The 23,308-nt window shown below is 67.3% G+C and carries 20 protein-coding genes; 13 read left to right on the top strand and 7 right to left on the bottom strand.

Annotated elements, in window-relative coordinates; genetic code table 11:
* Positions 1 to 43: 43 nt before the first annotated feature.
* The 13 genes from NMB40_RS03405 (at position 44) to NMB40_RS03345 (ending at position 14,725) form a co-directional block, all read left to right on the top strand.
* Positions 44 to 949 carry a LysR family transcriptional regulator ArgP gene (locus tag NMB40_RS03405; RefSeq protein WP_494360160.1) on the top strand — a complete coding sequence of 302 codons (906 nt, stop codon included), beginning with the start codon at positions 44 to 46 and terminating at the stop codon, positions 947 to 949.
* A gap of 261 nt (positions 950 to 1,210) precedes the next feature.
* Positions 1,211 to 1,798, top strand: coding sequence for a hypothetical protein (locus tag NMB40_RS03400; RefSeq protein WP_494360159.1), 588 nt, complete (start codon positions 1,211 to 1,213; stop codon positions 1,796 to 1,798).
* 213 nt (positions 1,799 to 2,011) lie between these two features.
* Positions 2,012 to 3,718 carry a malate dehydrogenase (quinone) gene (mqo, locus tag NMB40_RS03395; RefSeq protein WP_282247718.1) on the top strand — a complete coding sequence of 569 codons (1,707 nt, stop codon included), beginning with the start codon at positions 2,012 to 2,014 and terminating at the stop codon, positions 3,716 to 3,718.
* Positions 3,719 to 3,933: 215 nt separating this feature from the next.
* Complete coding sequence (locus NMB40_RS03390; protein WP_494360158.1) at positions 3,934 to 6,105, top strand: TonB-dependent siderophore receptor; 2,172 nt, start codon at positions 3,934 to 3,936, stop codon at positions 6,103 to 6,105.
* A 224-nt stretch (positions 6,106 to 6,329) separates the two neighbouring features.
* The gene (mdcA, locus tag NMB40_RS03385) at positions 6,330 to 7,973 is read left to right on the top strand and encodes a malonate decarboxylase subunit alpha (protein WP_494360157.1); all 1,644 of its coding nucleotides are present in this window, start codon (positions 6,330 to 6,332) and stop codon (positions 7,971 to 7,973) included.
* 11 nt (positions 7,974 to 7,984) lie between these two features.
* Positions 7,985 to 8,305 (top strand): malonate decarboxylase acyl carrier protein, encoded by a 321-nt coding sequence (mdcC, locus tag NMB40_RS03380; protein WP_494360156.1) that lies wholly within the window; start codon positions 7,985 to 7,987, stop codon positions 8,303 to 8,305.
* On the top strand, positions 8,302 to 9,210 hold the full coding sequence (locus tag NMB40_RS03375) for a biotin-independent malonate decarboxylase subunit beta (RefSeq protein ID WP_494360155.1): 909 nt from the start codon (positions 8,302 to 8,304) through the stop codon (positions 9,208 to 9,210). Before mdcC ends, NMB40_RS03375 begins: the two co-directional genes overlap by 4 nt.
* Positions 9,207 to 9,923 carry a biotin-independent malonate decarboxylase subunit gamma gene (gene mdcE / locus NMB40_RS03370; protein ID WP_494360154.1) on the top strand — a complete coding sequence of 239 codons (717 nt, stop codon included), beginning with the start codon at positions 9,207 to 9,209 and terminating at the stop codon, positions 9,921 to 9,923. Before NMB40_RS03375 ends, mdcE begins: the two co-directional genes overlap by 4 nt.
* The gene (mdcG, locus tag NMB40_RS03365; protein ID WP_494360153.1) at positions 9,916 to 10,587 is read left to right on the top strand and encodes a malonate decarboxylase holo-[acyl-carrier-protein] synthase; all 672 of its coding nucleotides are present in this window, start codon (positions 9,916 to 9,918) and stop codon (positions 10,585 to 10,587) included. Before mdcE ends, mdcG begins: the two co-directional genes overlap by 8 nt.
* 8 nt (positions 10,588 to 10,595) lie before the next feature.
* Positions 10,596 to 11,429: a triphosphoribosyl-dephospho-CoA synthase MdcB gene (gene mdcB / locus NMB40_RS03360; protein ID WP_494360152.1), complete on the top strand. Its 834-nt coding sequence runs from the start codon at positions 10,596 to 10,598 to the stop codon at positions 11,427 to 11,429.
* Positions 11,426 to 12,346, top strand: coding sequence for a malonate decarboxylase subunit epsilon (gene mdcH, locus NMB40_RS03355; RefSeq protein ID WP_494360151.1), 921 nt, complete (start codon positions 11,426 to 11,428; stop codon positions 12,344 to 12,346). Before mdcB ends, mdcH begins: the two co-directional genes overlap by 4 nt.
* Before the next feature lie 88 nt (positions 12,347 to 12,434).
* Positions 12,435 to 13,790 (top strand): SLC13 family permease, encoded by a 1,356-nt coding sequence (locus NMB40_RS03350; protein WP_068850068.1) that lies wholly within the window; start codon positions 12,435 to 12,437, stop codon positions 13,788 to 13,790.
* 215 nt (positions 13,791 to 14,005) lie between these two features.
* Complete coding sequence (locus NMB40_RS03345) at positions 14,006 to 14,725, top strand: GntR family transcriptional regulator (RefSeq protein WP_494360150.1); 720 nt, start codon at positions 14,006 to 14,008, stop codon at positions 14,723 to 14,725.
* Between the two features lie 7 nt (positions 14,726 to 14,732).
* On the opposite strand, the gene NMB40_RS03340 is transcribed toward NMB40_RS03345, so the two are convergent.
* The 7 genes from NMB40_RS03340 to NMB40_RS03310 all read right to left on the bottom strand — a co-directional run bounded on the left by NMB40_RS03340 (position 14,733) and on the right by NMB40_RS03310 (position 23,298).
* Positions 14,733 to 15,995, bottom strand: coding sequence for an MFS transporter (locus NMB40_RS03340; RefSeq protein WP_494360149.1), 1,263 nt, complete (start codon positions 15,993 to 15,995; stop codon positions 14,733 to 14,735).
* A gap of 105 nt (positions 15,996 to 16,100) precedes the next feature.
* Positions 16,101 to 16,757 carry a class I SAM-dependent methyltransferase gene (locus NMB40_RS03335; protein ID WP_494360148.1) on the bottom strand — a complete coding sequence of 219 codons (657 nt, stop codon included), beginning with the start codon at positions 16,755 to 16,757 and terminating at the stop codon, positions 16,101 to 16,103.
* A 120-nt stretch (positions 16,758 to 16,877) separates the two neighbouring features.
* Positions 16,878 to 17,606, bottom strand: a complete 729-nt coding sequence (locus NMB40_RS03330) for a DNA-formamidopyrimidine glycosylase family protein (protein WP_494360147.1) — start codon at positions 17,604 to 17,606, stop codon at positions 16,878 to 16,880.
* Positions 17,599 to 18,327, bottom strand: a complete 729-nt coding sequence (locus NMB40_RS03325; protein WP_494360146.1) for a DUF72 domain-containing protein — start codon at positions 18,325 to 18,327, stop codon at positions 17,599 to 17,601. Before NMB40_RS03325 ends, NMB40_RS03330 begins: the two co-directional genes overlap by 8 nt.
* A gap of 12 nt (positions 18,328 to 18,339) precedes the next feature.
* Positions 18,340 to 18,774 (bottom strand): pyridoxamine 5'-phosphate oxidase family protein, encoded by a 435-nt coding sequence (locus tag NMB40_RS03320; protein WP_494360145.1) that lies wholly within the window; start codon positions 18,772 to 18,774, stop codon positions 18,340 to 18,342.
* Positions 18,775 to 18,856: 82 nt separating this feature from the next.
* On the bottom strand, positions 18,857 to 20,236 hold the full coding sequence (locus tag NMB40_RS03315) for a CehA/McbA family metallohydrolase domain-containing protein (RefSeq protein ID WP_494360144.1): 1,380 nt from the start codon (positions 20,234 to 20,236) through the stop codon (positions 18,857 to 18,859).
* A 2-nt stretch (positions 20,237 to 20,238) separates the two neighbouring features.
* Positions 20,239 to 23,298, bottom strand: coding sequence for a TonB-dependent receptor (locus NMB40_RS03310; RefSeq protein ID WP_494360143.1), 3,060 nt, complete (start codon positions 23,296 to 23,298; stop codon positions 20,239 to 20,241).
* Between the last annotated feature and the right edge of the window lie 10 nt (positions 23,299 to 23,308).

Genomic DNA, 23,308 nt, shown 5'->3' with positions numbered 1-23,308 from the left:
TAGAGCTAAACTTACTTAACCATCTTTAGCGGAACTTAATACGATGCGCATTGACCATGCCCAGCTCCGCGCCCTGGCGGCGGTGATCCGCGAAGGCAGTTTCGAGCGGGCGGCGCAGTCGCTCAACGTGACGGCCTCGGCGGTGTCGCAGCGGGTGAAGGCGCTGGAGGACCGGGTCGGGCGGCTGCTGGTGAAGCGCTCTTCGCCGGCGGTGGCCACGCCGGAAGGCCAGGTGCTGGTGCAGCTGGCCGAGCAGACGGCGCTGCTGGAGCACGATGCGCTGCACCGGATGGGCATTGCCGACGAGGACCTGCCGCACGCGAGCATTCCGGTGGCGGTGAACCACGACAGCCTGGAAACCTGGTTCCCGGAGGCGGCGCTGAGTTTCGCGCGGCAGACGGGGACGACGCTGGACCTGCGTTCGGAAGACCAGGACCACACGGTGGCACTGCTGCGCCAGGGCGCGGTGCTGGGCGCGGTGACCACGCTGGACGAGCCGGTGCAGGGCTGCCAGATCCACGCGCTGGGCAGCATCCGCTATGCGGCCACGTGCACGCAGGCGTTCCACGACCGCTACTTTGCAAAGGGGGTGAACGCGCAGTCGCTGGCGCAGGCGCCGGTGCTGGTGTTCAACCGCAAGGACGACATGCAGGCGCGGTTCGCGCGGCGGCTGGCGGGCGACGACCTGCCGATGACGGCGCCCACCTGGTGGGTGCCGTCGACGCGGGCGTTCGTGCAGGCCAACGTGGGCGGGCTGGGCTGGACGATGAATCCGCTGCCGCTGGTCAAGCGCCATCTTGATGCCGGGCGGCTGGTGCTGATGAAGCCGCGCGCGTGGGAAGACGTGCCGCTGTACTGGCAGCACTGGAAGGGCGATGTGCAGACGATGGCGCTGCTGACCAAGGCGGTGCTGACGGCGTCGGCAACCTTGATCCGAAAGCGCCGCTGATCAAAGGCCAAGGCCCAACGTCCAAAGCGGCGGCGGTTGGCTTCCTGCGTGGTGGCGCGACGGGGGTGGGGTAGCGGGACACGCCGTGAACCCGTCCATGGGGGCTCGTTCGCGCCATCCATGGCGCTCTACGGTCCCGCTACCGCACCCCCGCCGCGCCTCCGATACCTGGTCGGCTGCCAACGGAAAGCGGAAAAACCAACTCCACGCCTTGATGACGTCTGTGACGGCACGATCATGCATCCACTGCGGGGAACGGCGATGGAATCGGATCCGGTCTATCTGCATATCCGGGTGGTGCTGAGCATCATCCTGGGGTTGAGCATCACCACGCTGGTGAAGGGGTTGGCGTCGATCATCGAGCACCCGGCCCGGCGTGGCGGGTGGTCGGGCATCCATCTGTGCTGGCTGCTGTGGACGCTGGTGTCGGTGGTGACGTTCTGGTGGTGGGAGTTCCGGCTGGCCGGGGTGCGCCAGTGGACGTTCGGGCTGTATCTGTTCGTGATCGGCTACTGCGCCAGCTGGTACATGCTGTGCGTGCTGCTGCTGCCCGATGACCTGCGCGAGTTCGGCAGTTACGAGAAGTACCTGCTGGAACGGCGCGCGGGCTTCTTCGGGATGCTGGCGCTGGTGACCCTGCTGGACCTGGGCGACACGGCGATCAAGGGCCACAGCCGCTGGCAGATGCTGGGCGAGGCATATCCGGTGCATACGGGGATCATGCTGGTGATTGCCGGGGTGGGCATTGCCAGCAGTTCGCGGCGGGTGCACCTGGGGCTGGCCGTGGGAGCGCTTGTTTACCAGTGCGGTTATTTCCTTGCTGAATATTTCACGTTGGGGTCGGATTGATCGGCTCCGGTGGCACAGCCACGCAGGGCGTGGCTCTACGTGATGTGGGTCGGGCGGTGCAATCCCTCGGAACGATGGGCGTGATGCTGCGTTGCACCAAATCCGTACCGTTTCGGGCTAAAATTGCGCTCTGGATGCGCCAAGAGCTTGTTTCTTCACGCTTCTTCCACGAAGCGCCGTCATCCTGCCCTCATCTCCCCATATGAGATATCCATGAAAAAGTTAGCGAAGGTCGTCCTCGGCCTGCTCGTGCTGTTGCTGATCGCAGCGGCCGTTTTCCTCTACTGGCCCCTCCACCAGCGTTCGGTTCCGGCCGCGGGCAACGACAAGCCGGTCGACGTCGTGCTGGTCGGCGGCGGCATCATGAGCATCACCCTGGCCACCTTCCTGCAGGAACTGCAGCCAGACTGGAACATCCAGGTGTTCGAGCGCCTCGACGGCGTGGCCCTGGAAAGCTCCGATGGCTGGAACAACGCCGGCACCGGGCATTCGGCCTTCGCCGAACTGAACTACACGCCTGAACTGCCCGATGGCAGCATCGAGACCAAGCGCGCGGTCGGCATCGCCGAGCAGTTCGAGATCTCGCGCCAGTTCTGGTCGCACCAGGTCAAGGAAGGCCGGCTCAGCCAGCCGTCCGACTTCATCAACCCCACCCCGCACATGAGCTTCGTGTGGGGCGATGACAACATCGCCTACCTGCACAAGCGCCAGCAGGCGCTGGTCAGGAACCCGCTGTTCTACGGCATGCAGTACTCCGAAGACCCGGCGCAGATCAAGGCCTGGGCCCCGCTGCTGATGGAAGGCCGCGACCCGAACCAGAAGGTCGCCGCCACCTGGATGCCGCTGGGCACCGACGTCAACTTCGGCGTGATCACCCGCCAGCTCACCGCCGGCCTGCAGCGCAACCCGAACTTCAGCCTGCACCTGGAACATGAAGTCCGCGCCCTGCGCCAGAACGACGACAAGACCTGGAACGTCACGGTCAAGGACCTCAACGCCGGCACCGAGTCCACCCTCAAGTCGCGCTTCGTGTTCATCGGCGCCGGCGGCGCCGCGCTCAAGCTGCTGCAGCTGTCGGGCATTCCCGAATCGAAGAACTACGCCGGCTTCCCGGTCGGCGGCCAGTTCCTGGCCTTCAAGTCCCCGGCCATCGCCGGCCGCCACAGCGTCAAGGCCTACGGCATGGCCGAAACCGGCTCGCCGCCGATGTCCGTGCCGCACCTGGATTCGCGCAAGCTCGATGGCAAGCCGGTGGTCCTGTTCGGCCCGTTCGCCCTGTACAGCACCAAGTTCCTCAAGCACGGCTCGTGGTTCGACCTCTACTCCTCGGTCAACCACAACAACGTGGCCGGCATGCTCGACGTGGGCGCGGAGAACCTGGACCTGGTGAAGTACCTGATGGGCCAGGCCCGCCTCAACGACGACGACCGCCAGGCCGAACTGGTCAAGTACTTCCCCAACGCCAAGCGCGAAGACTGGGAACTGGTTACCGCCGGCCAGCGCGTGCAGATCATCAAGCACGACCCCGAAAAGGGCGCCGTGCTCCAGTTCGGCACCGAGATCGTGACCGACAAGGACCACACCCTGGCCGCCCTGCTCGGCGCCTCCCCGGGTGCCTCCACCTCCCCGCCGATCATGCTGGACCTGCTCAAGAAGGCCTTCCCCGAGCAGATGGCCGCCGGCTGGGAAGCCCGCCTGGCCCAGATCGTGCCGTCGTACGGGCGCAAGCTCAACGACAGCCCGGCCCTGACCAACGAGATCCGCCGCCAGACCAGCGACACCCTGCGCCTGCCGTACCTGGACGTGCCGGTGGAGACCAGCCCGGCCGTGATGCTCACCCCGCCGCCGGTGACCCCGGCAGTGCCGGCAGCCCCGGCAAAGGAAAAGCGCAACGCCAACGAGGAACTGCAGGCGTTGTAAGCCTGTTCCGGCACCGCGTAGACACGCATGGCGTGTCCCTACAACCGGCCCTCGCGGGCCGGTTTTTTTTTGCATTTGCCTCTGTCAACCGCCACCCGGAATCATCGGGGGCGCGGGGCGGTAGGGGTCGGCTCGTTAAATTATTGTAATTAGAATGCGAACGATTTACATTTGCGTCCCGTTGTGCACCCCCACCGCCTCCGCCGAGACCCCGCATGTCCTTCCGCAACCTGCCGTCCGCTTCGTTCCGCCACGCCCCGCTGGGCCTGGCCCTGCTCTCCGTGCTGTCGCTGGCCTCGCCCCTGGCCCTGGCTGACACCGTCGATGCCGGTGGCGCCGCCGACGCCAAGACCCTGGAACAGGTGAACGTCGTCGGCACCCAGCGCGCGCCGTCCAGCACCAACCGCCTGCCCATCACCCTGCAGGAAACCCCGCAGTCCACCAGCGTCCTCGCCCTCGACCGCATCCAGAACGAATCGCTGTTCTCCATCAACGACGTCATGCGCAACATCACCGGCGTCAACGTCTCCTTCTACGACACCCAGCGCCCCCTGTACTACGCGCGCGGCTTCACCATCACCGACTTCCAGGTCGACAGCCTGCCCACCTACAGCGGCTCCACCAACCAGGAATACGACACCGCCTTCTACGACCGCATCGAAGTCATCCGCGGCGCCAACGGCCTGCTCAGCGGCGCCGGCATTCCCTCGGCCACCGTCAACCTGCTGCGCAAGCGCCCCGGCAAGGAATTCGACGCCTCCTTCGCCATCAGCGCCGGCAGCTGGGACTTCCGCCGCATGGAAGCCGACGTCAACGCCCCCCTGACCAGCGACGGCCGCTTCCGCAGCCGCGTCGTTGCCGCCTACACCGATCGCGAGTTGTATTACGACCGCTACAAAGAAGACAAGATGGCCGGCATGGCCGTGCTCGAAGGCGACCTGACCGATTCCACCACCGTCACCGTCGGCTACCAGCGCCAGGACAACAACCCGGTCGGCTCCACCTGGGGCACCGTGCCCTTCTTCAACAGCGACGGCACCTTCGCCCACCTCCCGCGCGAAACCAACATGGCCCCCAAGTGGAGCTACTGGCAGCGCGAAACCAGCACCGCCTTCGCCAACCTCGAACAGCGCTTCGGTGAAAACTGGCTGCTCAAGCTCAACACCGCCTACACCCGCGGCAACGTCCAGAACGTGCGCGTCTACGGCAGCGGCTACCCCGATCCCGTCACCGGTGCTGGCACCTACCTGCTCGCCGGTGCCGGCGACGCCGAAGACACCCGCAAGGGCGCCGACCTGTTCCTGTCCGGCACCTTCCCCGCCTTCGGCCGCGAACATGATGTCGTCGTCGGTGGAAGCTGGTCCGACCTCGAAGCCACCACCTGGACCCTCACCTCGGTGGCCAACTGGCGCTACAACATCCCCGACATCCGCAACTGGAACGGCGACATTCCCGAGCTGACCGCCAGCCGCACCGGCGCCCGCCGCATCGCCCGCACCCGGCAGAGCGGCGTGTACGCCTCCACCCGCCTGCGCCCGGCCGACCCGCTCTCGCTGATCGCCGGCGCGCGCCTGAGCCGCTGGGAAACCCTGACCCGCGCCTACAACGCCGCCGGCACCTATACCGGCACCAGCGGCCAGTACAAGGTCACCGACGAAGTCACCCCCTACGTCGGCCTGGTCTACGACATCGTGCCCGACTTCTCGGTGTACGCCAGCTACACCGAAATCTTCAACCCGCAGAACTACAAAGACCGCAACGAGAACCTGCTCGCCCCGGTGGAAGGCTCCAACCTGGAGGCCGGCATCAAGTCGCAGTGGTTCGACGGCCGCCTGACCGCCAACGCCGCCATCTTCGAAGCCAAGCAGGACAACTACGCCGTGCGCGACATGAGCCTGCCGGATGGCTCGCTCAGCGATGGCAGCTCGGCCTACATCGGCGTCAACGGCACCAAGTCGCGCGGCTGGGAAATGGACATCAACGGCGAGATCCGCCCTGGCTGGACCGTCAATGCCGGCTACACCCACGTCAAGGTGACCCGCGCGGCCACCGACCTGATCTACGCCAACCTGCCCGAGGATTTCCTGCAGCTCAGCACCAGCGTGCGCCTGCCCGGCATGCTGGACCGCCTGACCGTGGGCGGTGGCTTCTCCTGGCAGAGCGAAGTGGAGGGCTACAACATCCCCTACCCGCTGGGCGGCACCCGCACCGTGCGCCAGCCGGCCTACATGCTGGTCAACCTGCACGCCAACTACCAGATCAGCGACAGCTGGACCGCCACCCTGAGCGTGCGCAACGCGCTGGACAAGACCTACTGGGCCAACCTGGACTACAACAACTACGGCGAACCGCGCTTCATTTCCGCGAGCCTGCGCTGGAAATACTGATCTCGTAACGCACCGAACGTCGGAAACAGTCCGACGCCGAGGGCCCGCCATTGGCGGGCCCTTTTTCATGGGCGCCTCTGGGTCGCTGGCGCGTGGCGACGCGTTCATCTGAACAGTTGCCGCCGGGTTACTGGGGCGCGGCCCTTTTTTTTTGCTGCGCTGCGGGTTGCACCGCTGTCCGTAATTATGGCGTAATTACCGAAACGCCATTCGGATGCCCGTCGATGAACCCCAGTTGGGACACCTTGGAGCGCGGCCGCCAGGCCCGGCTTGAACGCGCCGCCCCCTGGGCGCGTGGCCGCAACGTCGCCGCCGACGATGCCATCGCCCTGCTGCACGCGCTGCTGGAGCCGGGCGACAAGGTCTGCCTGGAGGGCAACAACCAGAAACAGGCTGATTTCCTCGCCCAGTGCCTGGCCGACCTCGACCCGGCCCGGGTCCACGACCTGCACATGGTGCAGTCGGTGCTGTCGCTGCCCTCGCACCTGGATGTGTTCGAACGCGGCATCGCCTCCAAGCTCGACTTCTCCTTCTCCGGCCCGCAGTCGGTGCGGCTGGCCAACCTGGTCGCCGACGGGCGCATCCAGATCGGCGCCATCCACACCTACCTGGAACTGTTCGGCCGCTACTTCATCGACCTCACCCCGCGCGTCGCGCTCGTTGCCGCCCAGGCCGCCGACCGCCACGGCAACCTCTACACCGGCCCCAACACCGAAGACACCCCGGTGATCGTCGAAGCCACCGCGTTCGGCGGCGGCATCGTCATCGCCCAGGTCAACGAGATCGTCGACACCCTGCCCCGCATCGACATTCCCGCCGACTGGGTCAACTTCGTGGTGCAGGCGCCGCGTCCGAACCACATCGAACCGCTGTTCACCCGCGACCCCGCGCAGATCTCGGAGATCCAGGTGCTGATGGCGATGATGGCCATCAAGGGCATCTACGCCGAATACGGGGTCAACCGGCTCAACCACGGCATCGGTTTCGATACCGCCGCCATTGAACTGCTGCTGCCCACCTACGCCGAATCGCTCGGGCTGAAGGGAAAGATCTGCCAGCACTGGGCGCTCAACCCGCACCCGGCGCTGATCCCGGCGATCGAATCGGGCTTCGTCAAATCCGTGCACTCCTTCGGCTCCGAGCTGGGCATGGAGAAGTACATCGCCGCGCGCGGGGATGTGTTCTTCACCGGCGCCGATGGTTCGATGCGCTCCAACCGCGCGTTCTCACAGACCGCCGGGCTGTATGCCTGCGACATGTTCATCGGTTCCACCCTGCAGATCGACCTGCAGGGCAACAGCTCCACCGCCACCCGCGACCGCATCGCCGGCTTCGGTGGCGCGCCCAACATGGGCTCGGACGCGCGCGGCCGCCGCCATGCCAGCGACGCCTGGCTGAAAGCAGGCCAGCAGGCCGCGCGGCCCGGTGAAATGCCGCGTGGACGCAAGCTGGTGGTGCAGATGGTGGAAACCTTCCGCGAACACATGGCCCCGGCCTTCGTGGATCGGCTGGATGCCTGGGAGCTTGCCGAACGCGCGGCCATGCCGCTGCCGCCGGTGATGATCTACGGCGACGACGTCAGCCACGTGCTTACCGAAGAGGGCATCGCCAACCTGCTCCTGTGCCGCACCCCGGAGGAACGCGAACAGGCGATCCGCGGCGTGGCCGGCTACACCGCCGTGGGCCTGGGCCGCGACCGCGCCATGGTCGAGAACCTGCGCGACCGGGGCGTGATCCAGCGCCCGGCCGACCTGGGCATCCACGTGCGCGATGCCAGCCGCGACCTGCTGGCCGCGCGCTCGGTGAAAGACCTCGTGCGCTGGTCCGGCGGCCTGTATGACCCGCCCAAGCGCTTCCGCAACTGGTAAGGGAACCTGCCATGGAAACCCTCGACTATCGCTTCACCGGCACCCAGGCCGTGCACTTCCCCACCGATGCGGTGCTGGTCGGCGTGCTGGCCTCGGGCAACCTGGAAATCCTGCTGGAACCGGCCGCGCTGGACGGCGCGATGGCGGTGCGCATCATCACCGCCGCGCGCGGTTTCGGCGCGATCTGGGAAGCGGTGATCACCGATTTCGCCCGCCGCCACCCGCTGCGCGATGTGCAGGTGTCGATCAACGACGCCGGCGCCACCCCCGCCGTGGTCAGCCTGCGGCTGGACCAGGCAGTGGAAACCCTGCACGCCGGAGACAGCGCATGAGCCTGGCCCACCGCCACAGCTATTACGAAGCCGACGCGCGCGAGCGTATCGCCGGCCTGCTGGATAGCGGCTCGTTCAAGGAACTGCTGGGGCCTGCGCAGCGCGCGATCAGTCCGCACCTGGCCCAGCTGGACCAGCCCGCCGCGTTCGACGACGGCATCGTGGTGGGCGAGGGCCAACTGCGCGGCCGGCGCGTGCTGGTAGCCGCGCAGCAGGGCCAGTTCATGGGCGGCGGCGTGGGCGAAGTGCACGGCGCCAAGCTCACCGGCCTGCTGCAACGCGCGGTGCAGACCCGCCCCGAGGGCGTGCTGCTGCTGCTCGATACCGGCGGCGTGCGCCTGCATGAGGCCAACGCCGGGCTGATCGCCATTTCCGAAATCATGCGCGCGGTGCTGGCCACGCGCGCCGCCGGGGTACCGGTGCTGGCGCTGATCGGCAGCGGCAACGGCGCGTTCGGTGGCATGGGCATCGTGGCCCGCTGCTGCACCACGGTGGTCATGTCCGAGGAAGGCCGGCTCTCGCTGTCCGGCCCGGAGGTGATCGAAACGGTGCGCGGCGTGGAAGAGTTCGATGCGCGCGACCGCGCCCTGGTCTGGCGGGTCACCGGCGGCAAGCACCGCTACCTGATCGACCAGGCCCAGGTGCTGGTACCCGATGCGATCGAGGCGTTCGCGCAGGCGGCATGGGATGCCCTGCAGCCGGATACCGCCAGCACCGGCACCGATACCGCCCTTGCCGCGCTGCAGGCCCGCCACGCCGCCCTCAAGGCGCGCGCGCAGGCCTGGGGCGATTGCCGCGATGGGCTGGAGATCTGGGCACGGCTCGGTATCGACGCGCCGCAGCGGCTGCCGCTGCTGGATACCGATGACTTCCTGGCCGCCACCGCTGACCGGAGCCTGCCATGACCGCGCCACTCAATGCCCTGCTCGACACGCTGTTTCCGCGCGGGCACGCCATCACTGTCACCGATTCGGTACTGACCGGCACCGGCACCGCCACCACCGACGACGGCGAGGTGACGGTGATCGGCACCACCGACAAGATCGAGGTGGGCGTGGATCACGCGCTGGTGCTGGCCGAAACCGTATTGGCGAGCACCGCCGCGCATCCGCAGCGCCCGATCGTGATGCTGGTCGATACCGCCGGCCAGCGACTGGCGCGCCGCGATGAACTGCTGGGCATCAATGGTTACTTCGCGCACTTGGCGCAAAGCCTCGACCTGGCCCGTCGCCGTGGCGCGCGCCTGGTCACGCTGGTGTACGGCGAATCGGTCAGCGGTGGTTTCCTGTCGTTCGGGCTGATGGCCGACCACATCCATGCCCTGCCCGATGCGCAGGTGCGGGTGATGGACCTGCGCGCGATGGCGCGGGTGACCAAGCAGCCGCTGGAGAAACTGCAGGCGCTGAGCCAGAGCTCGCCGGTATTCGCGCCGGGCGTGGAGAACTACGTTGCAATGGGCGCGGTGCAGTCGGTGTGGCACGGCGAACTTTCCCAGGCCTTGCTGGACGCACTGCGCACGCCGGCCGACGGCGACCGCCGCGCGCAGCGCGGTGCCGAGCGTGGTGGCCGTACCCTGGCCGCGCGCGTGGCTGCACAGGTGGCCGCTGGCGATGCCTGACCGGCCTGCCCGCCACGCGCTGGTCTGGCTGTCGGCGCAGGCCGATTGGCGGGCTGACGTGGCCGCGCATGACGCGCGCCTGGCGGCGTGGTTTGCCCAGGGCTGGCCCGCCGTGGTGGCGCGCCGCGCTGCCGATGATCCCGATCCCCGCGTGCGCCTCGGTGTTCCCCTCCCCCCCGCCGAGGGCAAGCAGCGATTGGGCCTGCGGGTACCGCTGGGCGACATCGTGCGCCAGCAGGCGCCGCTGGAACTGGCGGAGGTGCGGGTGCACGCGGGCGTGCCGGAGGCGTGGCACGCCGCGCTGGCGGCGCTGGACAGGTTGGCGCCCGCCCGGGTGTTCGGCGCGTTTGCCTGGCAGGTGCTGACCGGAGTGGAGTACGTGCATGCGCGGTCGGATATCGACCTGCTGTGGGATGTCGAAACCGCGCCGGATGCCGACGCGCTGGTCGCTGCCCTGCAAGCGTGGGAGCTGCGCTTTGGCCGGCGCGTGGATGGTGAGCTGAGCCTGCCCGATGGCGGGGCGGTGAACTGGCGCGAGTATGGCGGTGGGTCGCGGCAGGTGCTGGTGAAGCGGGTGGATGGGGCCGGGTTGGAGTTGCGGTCGAACCTGTTTGGGTGTGTGGGGTTGCCACGCAGGGCGTGGCACTACGGGGTCGCCTCGTGAGCGCGGTCATGAACATCCTGCGGCCTTGCGTCGATTCGGCGCGGTTGGGGCGGCTGGCGGTGGGCAGCCTGCATGCGGAGCTGGCATTGGCGCCGAAGCCGGGGCTGGTGACGCCGTTCGATCCGGGCAGCCATGACGACATGGATGCCGGTACCTTCCTGCGCAGCCTGTTTGCGTTGCGCCACTACTTCCGCGATATCGCGCTGGCCGGTGCGGAGGATGCGCCGTTCCCTGCGCTGCGCGCGCTGGGCATCCAGGCCGAGGCGGCGATGCTGCGCGCCACCGGGGGAATCAATACGCACCGGGGTGCGATCTTCAGTCTTGGGCTGCTGGTGGCGGCGGCTGCGCGTTGCCGCAGCATGGGGCTGCCGGTGTCGGCCGAGCAGGTCTGCCTGGGCGTCCGGCACTGGTCGCCTGAGCTGCTGGCCGCGCCGCTGGATCCGCACAGCCCGGGCCAGCGCGTGCGCGCCCGGCATGGCATTGCCGGGGTGCGCGAACAGGCGGCCGCGGGGTATCCGATGCTGCGCACGTTGGCGCTGCCGACCCTGCGCGAAGCGCTGGCGGCCGGTCTTCCACGCGAGGCCGCGCTGTGCCACACGCTGATGGCGTTGGTGGCCGAACTGGATGACATCAACCTGCTGCATCGTGGCGGTGCCGATGGCCTGCACTGGGCCCGCACCCATGCGGCCACGTTCATGGCCGATGGCGGTGCGTTCGCCGCCGGTTGGCGCCCGCGCCTGCAGCAGCTGGGCGAGGCGTTCGTGGCCCGCCGGCTGAGCCCGGGGGGCAGTGCCGACCTGCTCGCGTGCAGCGTTTTCCTGCTGCAGCAGGAGGCGGTATGAGCCTCGCACTGCTCTGCCCCGGCCAAGGCGCGCAGCACCCGGCGATGTTCGACCGGGTGCGCGACAACGCGGCGGCGCGTGAGGTGCTTGACGGCGCAAGTGAGCTGCTGGGCCAGGACGTGTTCGCGGCGGCAGGCGCGGAGGCGCGTTTTGATAACGCGCTGGCGCAGCCGCTGCTGTGTGCGGCGAGCCTGGCGCACTGGCAGGCGCTTCGCACTGGGCTGCCGGTGCCGGGCATGGTGGCCGGTTACAGCATTGGTGAGCTGGCGGCACATGCCATTGCCGGCAGTTTCGATACACGCGCCTGCCTGGCCTTGGCGGCGCAGCGTGCGCGGTACATGGATGCCGCCAGCCCGGCCGGTGCAGGCATGCAGGCCGTGCTGGGACTGGACCGCGCGCGGGTGCAGTCGCTGTGCGCGGTGCATGGCGCGTATATCGCCATCGTCAACGGCCATGATCATTTCATCGTGGGGGGTGCGCTGGCTGGGCTGGACGCGCTGGCCGCCGAAGCGCGCGCGGTTGGCGCCGAGATTCGCCCGTTGCCGGTCCACGTGCCCTCGCATACACCCTTGCTGCAGGCGGCGGTTCCGCGCTTCGCCGCTGCACTGGAGGCGGTGGCGTGGCAGCCGCCGGGCCTGCCGGTGCTGGCAGGCATCGATGGGCGCGTGGTGCGCGACCACGCCGGCAGCGTGCACACGTTGTCGGCACAGCTGGCGCGGACCATCGAATGGGCGCAGGTGATGCGCCAGCTGTTCGAGCGCGGTGCGCGGGTGTTCCTGCAACTGGGCCCGGGCACCGCGCTGGCGCGCATGGTAGCCAGCGCGTATCCGTGCTGCGAGGTCCGCGCGGCCGAAGAATTCCAGCACCTGGACGGTGCGGCGGACTGGGTGCAACGCGCACTCGGTCGCCTGCAATGAGCGGTTGGCTCCACCTGTAGCACGCCACACCCCGTGGATGGCGGGTTCCCATCCGTGCGGTACGCGAATCACGTGTCTGGGAGGGCGCATGAGTCCACAAATTGCAACGATCATCGGTCTGGTGATCATGTTCATCATCGCCACTGCCCTGCCGATCAACATGGGTGCGGTAGCGTTTGCGCTGGCCTTCATCATCGGCGGCATCTTCGTGGGGATGGAAGGCAAGGAGGTGCTGGGCGGCTTCCCTGGCGATCTGTTCCTGACCCTGGTCGGCATTACGTATCTGTTTGCGATCGCGCAGAAGAACGGGACGATCGATCTGCTGGTGCACTGGGCGGTTCGGGCGGTGCGCGGGCGGATCGTGGCCATTCCGTGGGTGATGTTCGTGGTCACGGCGGTACTGACGGCGTTCGGTGCGCTGGGTCCGGCGGCGGTGGCGATCATCGGGCCGGTGGCGCTGCGGTTTGCGAAGCAATACAAGATCAACCCGCTGATGATGGGCCTGCTGGTGATCCATGGCGCGCAGGCGGGTGGGTTCTCGCCGATCAGTGTGTACGGCAGCATCACCAACGGGGTGGTGCAGAAGGCGGGGTTGGAAGTGACGGAGATGGCGGTGTTCCTGACCAGCCTGGGCTTCAACTTCATGATGGCGACGATCTGTTTCTTCGCGTTCGGCGGGGTAGCGTTGATGCGGCGCGGTGCGGTGGCGATGGGCGGCGGTGAGCTGGCGTTGGCCGGTGGGCCGCAGGCGTCGTCGCGCCAGTTCGCGATCGAGGGCCACGGGGCGCTGGTGTCGGCGGGCGGCGGGACGTTGTCGAACGATCCGGATGCGCTGGAGGCGGTGGGCATCACGCGCGAGCGGCTGTTCACGCTGGTGGGGCTGGTCGGGTTGGGCGTGGCGGCGTTGATCTACAACCTCAATGTGGGGCTGGTGTCGATCACGGTGGCGGTGGTGTTGGCGCTGTTGTCGCCGGCCAGCCAGAAGGGTGCGGTGGATGGGATCAGCTGGTCGACGGTGCTGTTGATCTGCGGTGTGGTGACGTATGTGGGGGTGCTGGAGAAGGCCGGTTCGGTGGACTTCATCGGCAACGGGGTGTCGAACATCGGTATTCCGCTGCTGGGGGCGCTGCTGGTCTGTTATGTGGGCGGGATCGTGTCGGCCTTTGCGTCGTCGGCGGCGGTATTGGGCGCGACGATTCCGTTGGCGGTGCCGTTCCTGCTGCAGGGGCATCTGGGCGCGGCGGGCGTGATCTGCGCGCTGGCGGTGTCGTCGACGATCGTGGATGTGAGTCCGTTCTCGACCAACGGTGCGCTGGTGGTGGCGTCGGCGGCCAAGGAAGAGCGCGAGTCGCTGTTCCGCCGGTTCCTGGTGTACAGCGGGCTGGTGGTGGTGTTTGGGCCGCTGTTGGCATGGCTGCTGTTTGTTGTTCCTGGCTGGATGTAGAGCTGAAGCAACTTCGAAAGCAACAGCAACGGCAAAAGCCCATTGCCAAGGCCTCCGCGGCTTGGCGGGACGGTGCGGGTTTGCGGGGGACGCCGTGAACCCGTCCATGGGGGCTTGGTCGCCGCATCCATGCGGCTCACACCCCCGCAAACCCGCCCCGACCCGCCTTTGACGGTGTTTTGGTGGCCCTAGGGAAGAGCGAATACAATTCGATCATGGCTATTGCTCCTGCTCCTCGTTCGCCCAAGAAGCGCGCGCCTCTTTATGAAGAGGTTGCCGAGCATGTGCGTGAGCGCATTTATGACTATCGCTTGCCTCCGGGTGAGTGGATTGATGAGCCGGGGCTTTGCGAGGAGCTGGGCATCAGCCGTACGCCGTTGCGTGAGGCGCTGAAGCTGCTGGCGGCGGAGGGGCTGGTGCAGATCGATGCGGGGCGTGGGGCGCGGGTGACGCGGCTGACGCTGGAGGATCTGAACCAGCTGTTTCCGGTGATGGCGATGCTGGAGGGGCGCTGCGCGCATGAGGCGGTGAAGCACATCGATGATGCGGGGGTGCAGCAGTTGGAGGCGCTGCATGCGGCGATGGAGGCGGCGGCGGCGGAAGGCAACATCGCTGACTACTACCGCAACAATTATCTGATCCATGAGACGGTGCAGCACTACGCCGGTAATCCGTGGTTGATCCGGATCACGCATGATCTGCACCGCATTCTGAAGATGCATCGCGGCCGGCAGTTGTTGACGCCGGGGCGTACGGCGCAGTCGCTGGCGGAGCATCGCGAGTTGATGGAATGTTTCCGCCGGCGCGATGCGGAGGCGGCCGAGCGCACGATGGAACGGCACCTGCTGAGCCAGGGCCAGGCGTTGGCCGCGTATGTGGCAGCCGGGGGATTGTTGAACGTCCCCGCCCCGTTACCCACGCAAGGCGGCACGTAACCCCGCGTTACGTCGGGCGTGTTTCGCGCAGGCCCCACAGCACGGGCAATACCAGCAGCGCGACGGCGGCGATCATCGCGCCGGGTGCGGCCGCCCAGCCGGTGTGGCGTACGAGCAGTTCGGCCAGCAACGGGGTGGCGCCGCCGAAGAAGGCGGTGGCCATGGTCACGCCCAGCGCCAGGCCGCTGAGCCGGCCTTCGCCGGGGAACTGTTCGGCGGTGGCCGGTGCGGCGACGGCGCTGACGCCGCCGGCCAGGCAGGCCAGCACGACGGCGGCCAAGGCGATCTGGACGGCGCTACCGGTGGCCATCAGGCCGAACATGGTCAGCGGCAGCAACGCAGAGAGCAGCGCCAGGCCGATCAGCACCGGTCGGCGCCCGACCTTGTCGGACAATGCGCCGGCCAGCGGGGTCACGCCGATCACGGCGACGGCGGCGATGGTGGACAGCCACAGTGCCTTGGATTCGCCGATGTCGCTGGCCGAGCCGAGGAACGCGGGCACGTAGGTGATGCCTACGTAGTAGGTGATGGAGCCCAGGGCGGAGATGGCGAAGGTGCGCGCGACCGCGCCGCGGTGGAAGCGCCAGGTGTCGCGGATCGGCGAGGTGGGTACGGTGCCGGCGGCCACCTGGCGTTCGAACTCGGGCGATTCGTGCATGGTCGAGCGCGCGAGCAGGATCGCGCCAGCCAGGGCGGCGCCGATGAAGAAGGGAATGCGCCAGCCCCAGCCATCGAGCTGGGCGCTGCTGAGCAGCGCCACGGTCAGTGCCGAGAGTGCCACGGCAAGCAGGGCGCCCACTTCGCTCGCGGCGGAGGCCAGCGAGGTGACCAGTCCGCGCCGGCGCAGGGGTGCGCTTTCGAGCAGGTAGGCCACCACGCCGGTGTATTCGCCGCCTACCGAGAACGCCATGACGCAGCGGAGCAGCAGCAACAGCACGCCGGCGGTGGCGCCGATGCTGTCGAAGGTGGGCAGCAGCGCGGTGGCCAGCATCGCCACGGTCATCAGGGCCATGGAGGCCAGCAGCATGTAGCGCCGGCCGAAGCGGTCACCGAGGTGGCCGAAGCAGAGCGCGCCGAGGGGACGCATGAGGTAACTCACCGCGAATCCGGCCAGGGTGGCCAGCAGGGCGTTGTCGCCGCCGCCAAAGAACACCCGCGACAGCACGGTGGCCAGGTAGAGGTACAGGGTGAAGTCGTACCACTCGACCACGGTGGAGAGGCCGGCGACGATCATGGAGCGGGTGGGTGTGGCCGGGGGTGGGCTGGTCATGGGTTCGGAGCCTACGACAAACGATCTGCAGACCGTGTCGTCGTAGAGCCACGCCCTGCGTGGCTGCGCTTCGTCGGACACCCTGCAGCCACGCAGGGCGTGGCTCTACGCGGTACGGGCGTAGCGCAACAGGCGGCCGCGCCCTGGCGAGCTGCTTTCGTCTTCGCCGAAGCCGCCTTGTTCGGTGGCTTCATACCCCTGCAGGGCCATGGCGCGCGAGAAGCCGCCGATGTTGCCCCGACCGGGATCGGTCAGCAGCAGTTCGGCGGTGGGCTTGGCGTGGCGTTCCATCATCGCGGCAATCTGTACGCCATGGCCGCGCTCATACAGCACGTCGCTGCCGATGATCAGATCGAAACGACCCAGTGACGTATCCGGCATCTCCCAGGGCAGGTCGCGGTAATGCACGGCCGGCAGGTCGTTGAGCCCGGCGTTGTAGGCCAGGAACGATTCGGCCAGCGGATGGTGGTCACTGGCCACCACGTTGGCGCCACGATGGGCCAGCACCAGGCTGGACAGACCCAACCCGCAGCCCAGCTCCAGGATCCGTTTGCCTGCCACCTCGTACTGGCTCATGGTCTCGGCCAGCACCCGGCCGGCGGGCCAGATCTGGCCGAACAGGCTCCACAGCGAGGAATGGATGCCGGCGCGTTCGGCGCGGCCGGTGGGATCGGCGAACTGCTGCAGGTCGCTCAGGGCACGAATACGGAACTCGTGGCCATTGACGGCAATAGTGAGAATGCGGGTGGTATAGCCCGGCATGTGCGCTCCATGGGACGGCTCAAATGGGGAGCGAAGCGGGCGACCGTAGTGGCCGCGCAGGACGCGCGAAACGGCGTGGGACGCAGCCATCCTACAGGACGGGCGGTTTCCGCCCTTCACTCAGTATCGGATCTGGCAATTTGGACAGAAGAAGGTGCGCCGCCGGCTTTTGCCGGGGTAGGTCTTGGAAACCGGGCCGCCGCAGGTCGGGCAGATCCGCTTGGTATGGATCTGCCAGTGCTTCTTCAGCTCGAAGGCGCGCTTCCATTCCAGGAACAGGAAGCTGTAGGCGCGGGCGTCGGCAATGACCCTGCCGAGTACCCGCGGCGGCAGCGCTCCCACCGTGCTTTCCGGGTGCACCCGCTGGCGGAACAGCACTTCGTTCTTGATGATGTTGCCGACGCCGGCGAACAGCTCCTGGTCCAGCAGTGCATCGCAGACCAGCATCTCTGGCTGCTGCTTCAGCCGGCGCCGGGCCAGCCGGGGGTCCCACGCATCGTTCATCACGTCGGTGCGCCAATCGTAGGTTTCGTCCAGCCTGCCTTCGATGTACTTCAGCGACGAGGCATAGATGTTCAGCTCGCCGTTGTCGAACTGCAGCGAAACCCGGGGGGGCGACGGCTTGCGTTCGTCGATGCGGTAGCTGCCGAACATCAGCATGTGCACGCGCAGGCTGAAGCCGCTGAACTCGACCAGGAAATGCTTGCCCCAGCTGCGCAGCGCGACCACGCGCCGGCCCTCCATGCGGGTGAGGTCCAAGGCGCTGTTACCGAGCGCGCGCCGCACGGTCTTGCCACGGAACTTCGCCGCCGCCTCGCGCAGGATGACGATCGAGGGACCTTCAGGCATTCAACCGCTCCTGCAGGCGCGCGGCGTTGGCAACGGCGAAGCCGTGCGCGGTGTTGTCGAAGATGACCCAGCGGGGTCCACGTGCCTGGCGCACCTGGCCTGCCAGCGCGTCCAACGCCGCATCGTCGTAATCGCTGTAGTACATGCGCGGTGCGCCGTGCCAGCGCCAATAGCGCCATGTCGATGCACCGCCCGGCTGCGCAGCCGCCGGCACACGCGCTGGATCGGCGCCCAGCCGCGAGACGCCGTGCCGCAGCAGCAACGCGTCGGCCGCGTCGGTGAACCAGCTGGCATGGCGCGGCTCGCACGCCAGCGGCGCCTCGCTGCGCCTGCGCAGCGCACGGAAGAAGCTTGAGGCGCGGCGGGTGTCCAACGCCAATGAGGGCGGCAGCTGCAGCAGCAGTCCACCGAGCTTGGTGCCCAGCGCGCTGGACTCGTCCAGGAAGCGGTCAAGCAACGGTCCCACGCCGACCAATGCCGAATCGTGGGAGATCGTGCGCGGGATCTTGACCGAGAAACGGAACGCGGGCGGCACGCTGGCCGCCCAGCGCTCGTAGGTACCGGGCTTGTGGGGCCGATGGAACGAGGAATTGATCTCCACCACCGGGAACCGGGTGGCGTAGCGCGCGAGCATGCTCTCCCCTGGGCCGAACAGATCGGCGTAGTGACCTGGAATGGACCAGCCCGCGCAGCCGACCAGCGGGCCGGAGGAGGCGTGCATGTCCGTCGTTCCTCAGGCCTGGATCTCGCCCTGGTCTTCGCCGTCCCAGTAATGGATGCGGTGTGCGTGGACGTGGATCAGGACCAGCCCGGGGGTGTCCACGCCCTGTTCGAACCAGCGTTCCAGGCTCTTCTGCCAGTGTTCGCGCATCACTTCCTTGTCGCGGATGATGCGGCCCTTGCCCTGCACGAACACGAACAGCGGCGGCTTGCCGAGCAGGCCCTTGCTGCCGGTGAAGCTGAGCGCGACCTTGGGTTCGGCCTGCAGCTCCCGCACCATGTCGGTGCTATCGAGCGCGAAGAACCAGCTGTCACCGTCGTAATCGACATCGCCGTTGTTGCTCATCGGGCGGCCGGAGATCTCGCCGTTGTCGGCGAAAGTCTGCAGCATGGTGAAGTCGATGCCAGCCATTTTCTTGGCCAGGTCGTGCAGGGTGAGGGTGGTCATGGCAGGGTCCGTGCAGGATTCGGGTGCTCCCAGCCTCGGCCGGGCCCCGTGACCGGATCGTGCACGGGCCCTGCCGTGGCGTTCACGGCAGTGCGGTGTTGCCGATGAACACCGGGTTGGAATGGAACCACAGGTCCTGCCAGGGATCTTCGCCTTTGATGTCGGCCAGAGGCGTCGGCTCATCCGTGTTGCTGCCGCGTGCACGTACGAATCCGCCGCCGAGCGGTGCCGGCAGTGTCCACGTCACTTCGTACCACTGGCCTTCCTGCTTCCAGTCCTTCGCGGTGAAACGCCGGGTCTGCATCTGCGGCGATTGTCCGCTGCCGCTGCCGACGATCAACTGCAGCTGACGCAGCGCTGGATGCTGCCCGATTGCATTGGCGCGCTCGGGCGTTCGCACCCGCAACTGCACGCGCATCGGTGTGCCTGCTGCCACTGCCACGCTTTCGCCCATGCGCCCCACCCCACCGCTGCCATCGGCCGCCTGCACGGTCAGCTCCAACGCATCGATCAGGTCCCCGGTCACCGCGAACATGCGGCCGCCGCGCACGCCACCGAGAATGTCATCGGCCTCCGGACGCGCCCACACATACGTCTTGCTGTACTCACCCGGATCGAAGTCACTGCCCCCATCGCGCTGGTTCACGTGCGAATCGGAACTGGCGGTGATCCAGAAGCGGGTGCCATCGGCCAGCATCTGGTCCCATACGCCACCCACCTGCGTGGTCATCTGGTCGAAGCCGCCGAATGTCGGTGCCGCCGCATTCCGGTACAGGCCGCGCTCGGTGCGGGTGGCCTGGTGCCCAGGGGCACCCTCCATGCCCACAAGCACCTGCGGCGCAGCGGCGTGCCAGGCCTTCAGCTCAGCCGGCTCAACTTCACCCCACTGCCCTACCCCGGTGGTGGTTCGCGAGGGATGGTTGATCAGCATCAGCGGCAACGGACTCAACCCGCGCATGTGGGCCAAGGCATCCAGCATGTGCTGGTGGGTATCACGACTGCCCTCCTGCAGCGGCTCACCACGGCTGTAGTCGCGTTCGATCGTCACCAGCTGTTCGGCTTCGCGCGCGCCCGGCGCGATGATCAGCGAGGCGTGCTCACCGGCCGGCACATCGAATTCCATGCCGTTGAACTGGATGACCTCAGGCACGTCCTGCCGGGCCTGCAGCAGCGCCGGATAGGCATGGTCGCGGGTCACCGCCGAGTGGCCGGGGCCGCCGTGGTCGGTATGCACCATCCAGCGCAGCCCGAAATGGCGCGCGCGCCCGGCGTTGTGGCTGCGGGTGTAGGTCGAGTCGCCGCCACGGATGGGCGTGGGCGGCGTGGTGCTGCGGTCCCAGTCCACGCTCCATTCGCTGTGCACGTGGTGGTCGCCGGGCTGCCAATCGCGGCCGGCATCAGGATCGGCAGGCGATGCCGTGGCCGGCGCCGCAAGCAGCGCCAGCAGAAGAAGGGTTTGCATGATCAGAAGTCCGCGCGCAGGCCCAGGCTGATGCGGCGGCCCGAGGCTTCGTACATGGTCGGGAACGACGGATCCATGGTGTAGCCGCTGGTGATCTCGTTGGTCAGGTTGATGCCCTTCAGGCTGACCTTGATGTTGTCGGTGATCCGGTAGCCGATCGACACATCCATCTGGCCGTAGGCATCGCGCCAGATCGGGTACATGTCGTAGCCGATCGATTCCACGTACTCGTCCTTATGGTTGTAGGACACGCGGGCATCGAACCGGTCATTCTCATAGTACGCGGTGAGGTTCCAGGTCTTCTCGGCCAGGCCGGGCATCGGGGTACGGATGCCCAGGTCGGATTCACCGGCCAGCGAGCTGTCCAGCACGGTGTAGTTGGCGTTCACGCCGAAGCCTTCCAGCACCGGGTGGAACATGCCCAGCGGCAGCTGCGCAACCAGCTCCACGCCGTCCACCTGGTAGGAGCCCTTGGCGTTGACCGGCTGGTACACGTCGAAATCGAAGATGCCGTTGAGGGTGCCGTTGGCGTTGTACACCGCCACATCCTCGACCACGCCGGTGAGCGAGTTGATCACCACGCCGTCGATGTTCTTGCGGAAGTAGGAGGCGGCAAACAGCGCGCCGTTGTCCAGGTACTTCTCCAGGCCCACTTCCCACTGCTTGGCGTAGGTGGGCTTGAGCTCCGGGTTGCCATCGGTGAAGCGGTACGAGCTCCAGCTGGCGGTGCGCTTGTAGGCGATGTCGGTCAGCGCCGGGCGCATCATGGTCTTGGACGCGGCCGCGCGCAGCAGCAGGCCCTGGGCCAGTTCGGCGGTCATGTTGAAGCTGGGCAGCAGGTCGTCGTAGCTGCCATCCTTGGACACCGGGGTATCGGTGTAGCCGGTGCTGCCATCGGGCCGCTGGATGGGGTGGTAGCCGAACGAGGTGACGCTGGTATCGACGTAACGCGCGCCTGCGTTGATGTTGACCGGTACGTGGCCGATATCGAAGGCGAAGTCCGCCATCGCGTACACGCTCGTCACCTTCTCATCGACCTGGTAGAACTGGCCAGCGTCGAACGGAGTGTAGAAGCCGTCGTAGCGGAAGGCACGGCGCGCGTAATCGTTGGACACCTGCTGCCAGTCCAGATCCTTGATGGTGTAGTCGCCACCGGGAACAATGTCGCCGATCCACTGCAGCGGGCTGTCGGCCAGGGTACGGGTGTTCACCCAGGCGCTGCTGCCGGCGGTCGGCCCGGTGATCTTGAGTTCGCCGTACTGGCGCTGTTTGGAACGGTCGGTGTAGCGCGCACCGAACTTCACGTCACGCAGTGCCGGCAGGAAGGCCAGGTCCAGCATGCGGGTCACGTTGACCTGGGCGGCGTACTTGTCGTCGTCCACCTTCTCCAGCGTGGTTTCATAGGCTTCGAACAGGTACTTGTCCGAGGCGTTGTACATGTCGAAACCGCCCGGGGTGCTGGGGATGGTTTCACCGCTGCGGCCGGTCCAGCGGGTGCGCGAGGGTGCGTAGGCAACGTGCTTGAGGTTGGAGAAGTCCGAGGTCTTCTCCGCACCGGAGTAGCCGGCCATGGCGTCGATGTACCAGTCCTGCCCCTTCCAGTCGAGGGCCACGCTGTACTGGCTGTAATCGGTCTTGTTGATCCGCTCCTTGCTCAGCATTTCGTGCTGGGTGGCGGTGTAGGACACATCGCGCAGCACCACCATGCCGTACTCGGACAGGGTGCTGGCATCGTATTCGTGGATGGTGTCGAGGGTGCTGCGGCTGGACGCCGAATAGGCGGCCGCGTCGTACTCGTCTTCGGTCGAATCGTAGCCGCCCAGCATCGCATCGAAGGTCAGGCTGAAGCTGCTGCTCGGCTTGTACTGCAACGACGCGGTGGCGCCCCACTTGTCCTGCTCGTTGAGGTAGACGCGGTCGCCGACCTTGTCCTGGAACACCACCAGGTTGGTTTCATCGGTGTCGGTGCGGTTGACGATGTTCACACCGGCATCGCGGGCCAGCACGGCCTGGGCCTGGGTACCGCGCGTGCCGGACGCACCAAGGAAACGCGACATCGGGCGGAAGTTGATGCCCGAGGTGGAATCGGTACGGTTGGTGCGCTTGGACTGCGAGTACGACACCAGGCCGCCCCAGTCGCCCCAGGTATCGGCGGCCAGGAACGCGAAGCGCGGGTCCACTTCTTCGGAAATGCTGTTGTGCGCGCCTTCGGCCGACAGCACCAGCTTGCGCTCGTTGTAATCGAACGGGCGCGCGGTGGTGATCTTCACCGAGCCGGCGATGCCACCCTCTTCATCGGCAGCGGTGGGCGACTTCTGCACCGTGACCTGCTGGATGATCTCCGAGGCGAACATGTCGAACTCCACATCGCGCCCACCACTGCCGGAGGCGGTGGCGAGGTCGTTGATCGACACGTACGTGTATTCCGACGGCAGGCCACGCACGTTGACCTTGGTGCCCAGGCCCTTGCTGCGCTCGATGGTCACGCCGGGAACGCGCTGCAGTGCTTCGGCCAGGTTCTGTTCCGGAAAGTCGGCCACGTCGGTGGCCACGATCGAATCGGAAAAGCCGATGTTGTTGCGCTTCAGGTCCACCGCCTGTTCCAGGCTGCGGCTGTAGCTGCCGGTCACCTGGATGGTTTCCAGGTTCTGCGCGCCCGGCGCGGCGACGTCACCCGCCGAGGCCTGCAGCGGCGCCGCCCCGGCATCGGCCACGGCCATCGGCGCGATGACCCCGGAGGTGGGCTCGTTGCCCGCCGTGGCGGCTTCAATGGTGACCGTACCTGCATTGAGGTAGCGGTAGCGCAGCCCGGTGCCGGCCAGCAGGCGGTCAAGGGCCGCCTCCGCGCTCAGGCCCGCCGGCACTGCCGGGGTGCGCGGGTTGCCGGCCACCTGCGCGTTGTAGACGAACTGCAGGCCGGTCTGGCGCGACAGTGCGTTGAGTGCCATGTCCAGCGGCTGCGAGGCGATGGCATCGGCGGCAAGACGGGCCGGTTCTGCAGCGGTGGCCGTCGCGGTGACCTGCAGGGCAAGGGCGATCGAAAGGAACAGAGTGCAGCGCATCGTGGGATCC

The organism is Stenotrophomonas sp. FBCC-B152 (genome assembly GCF_059134105.1).
This window is presented reverse-complemented; position numbering and strand designations above follow the sequence as displayed.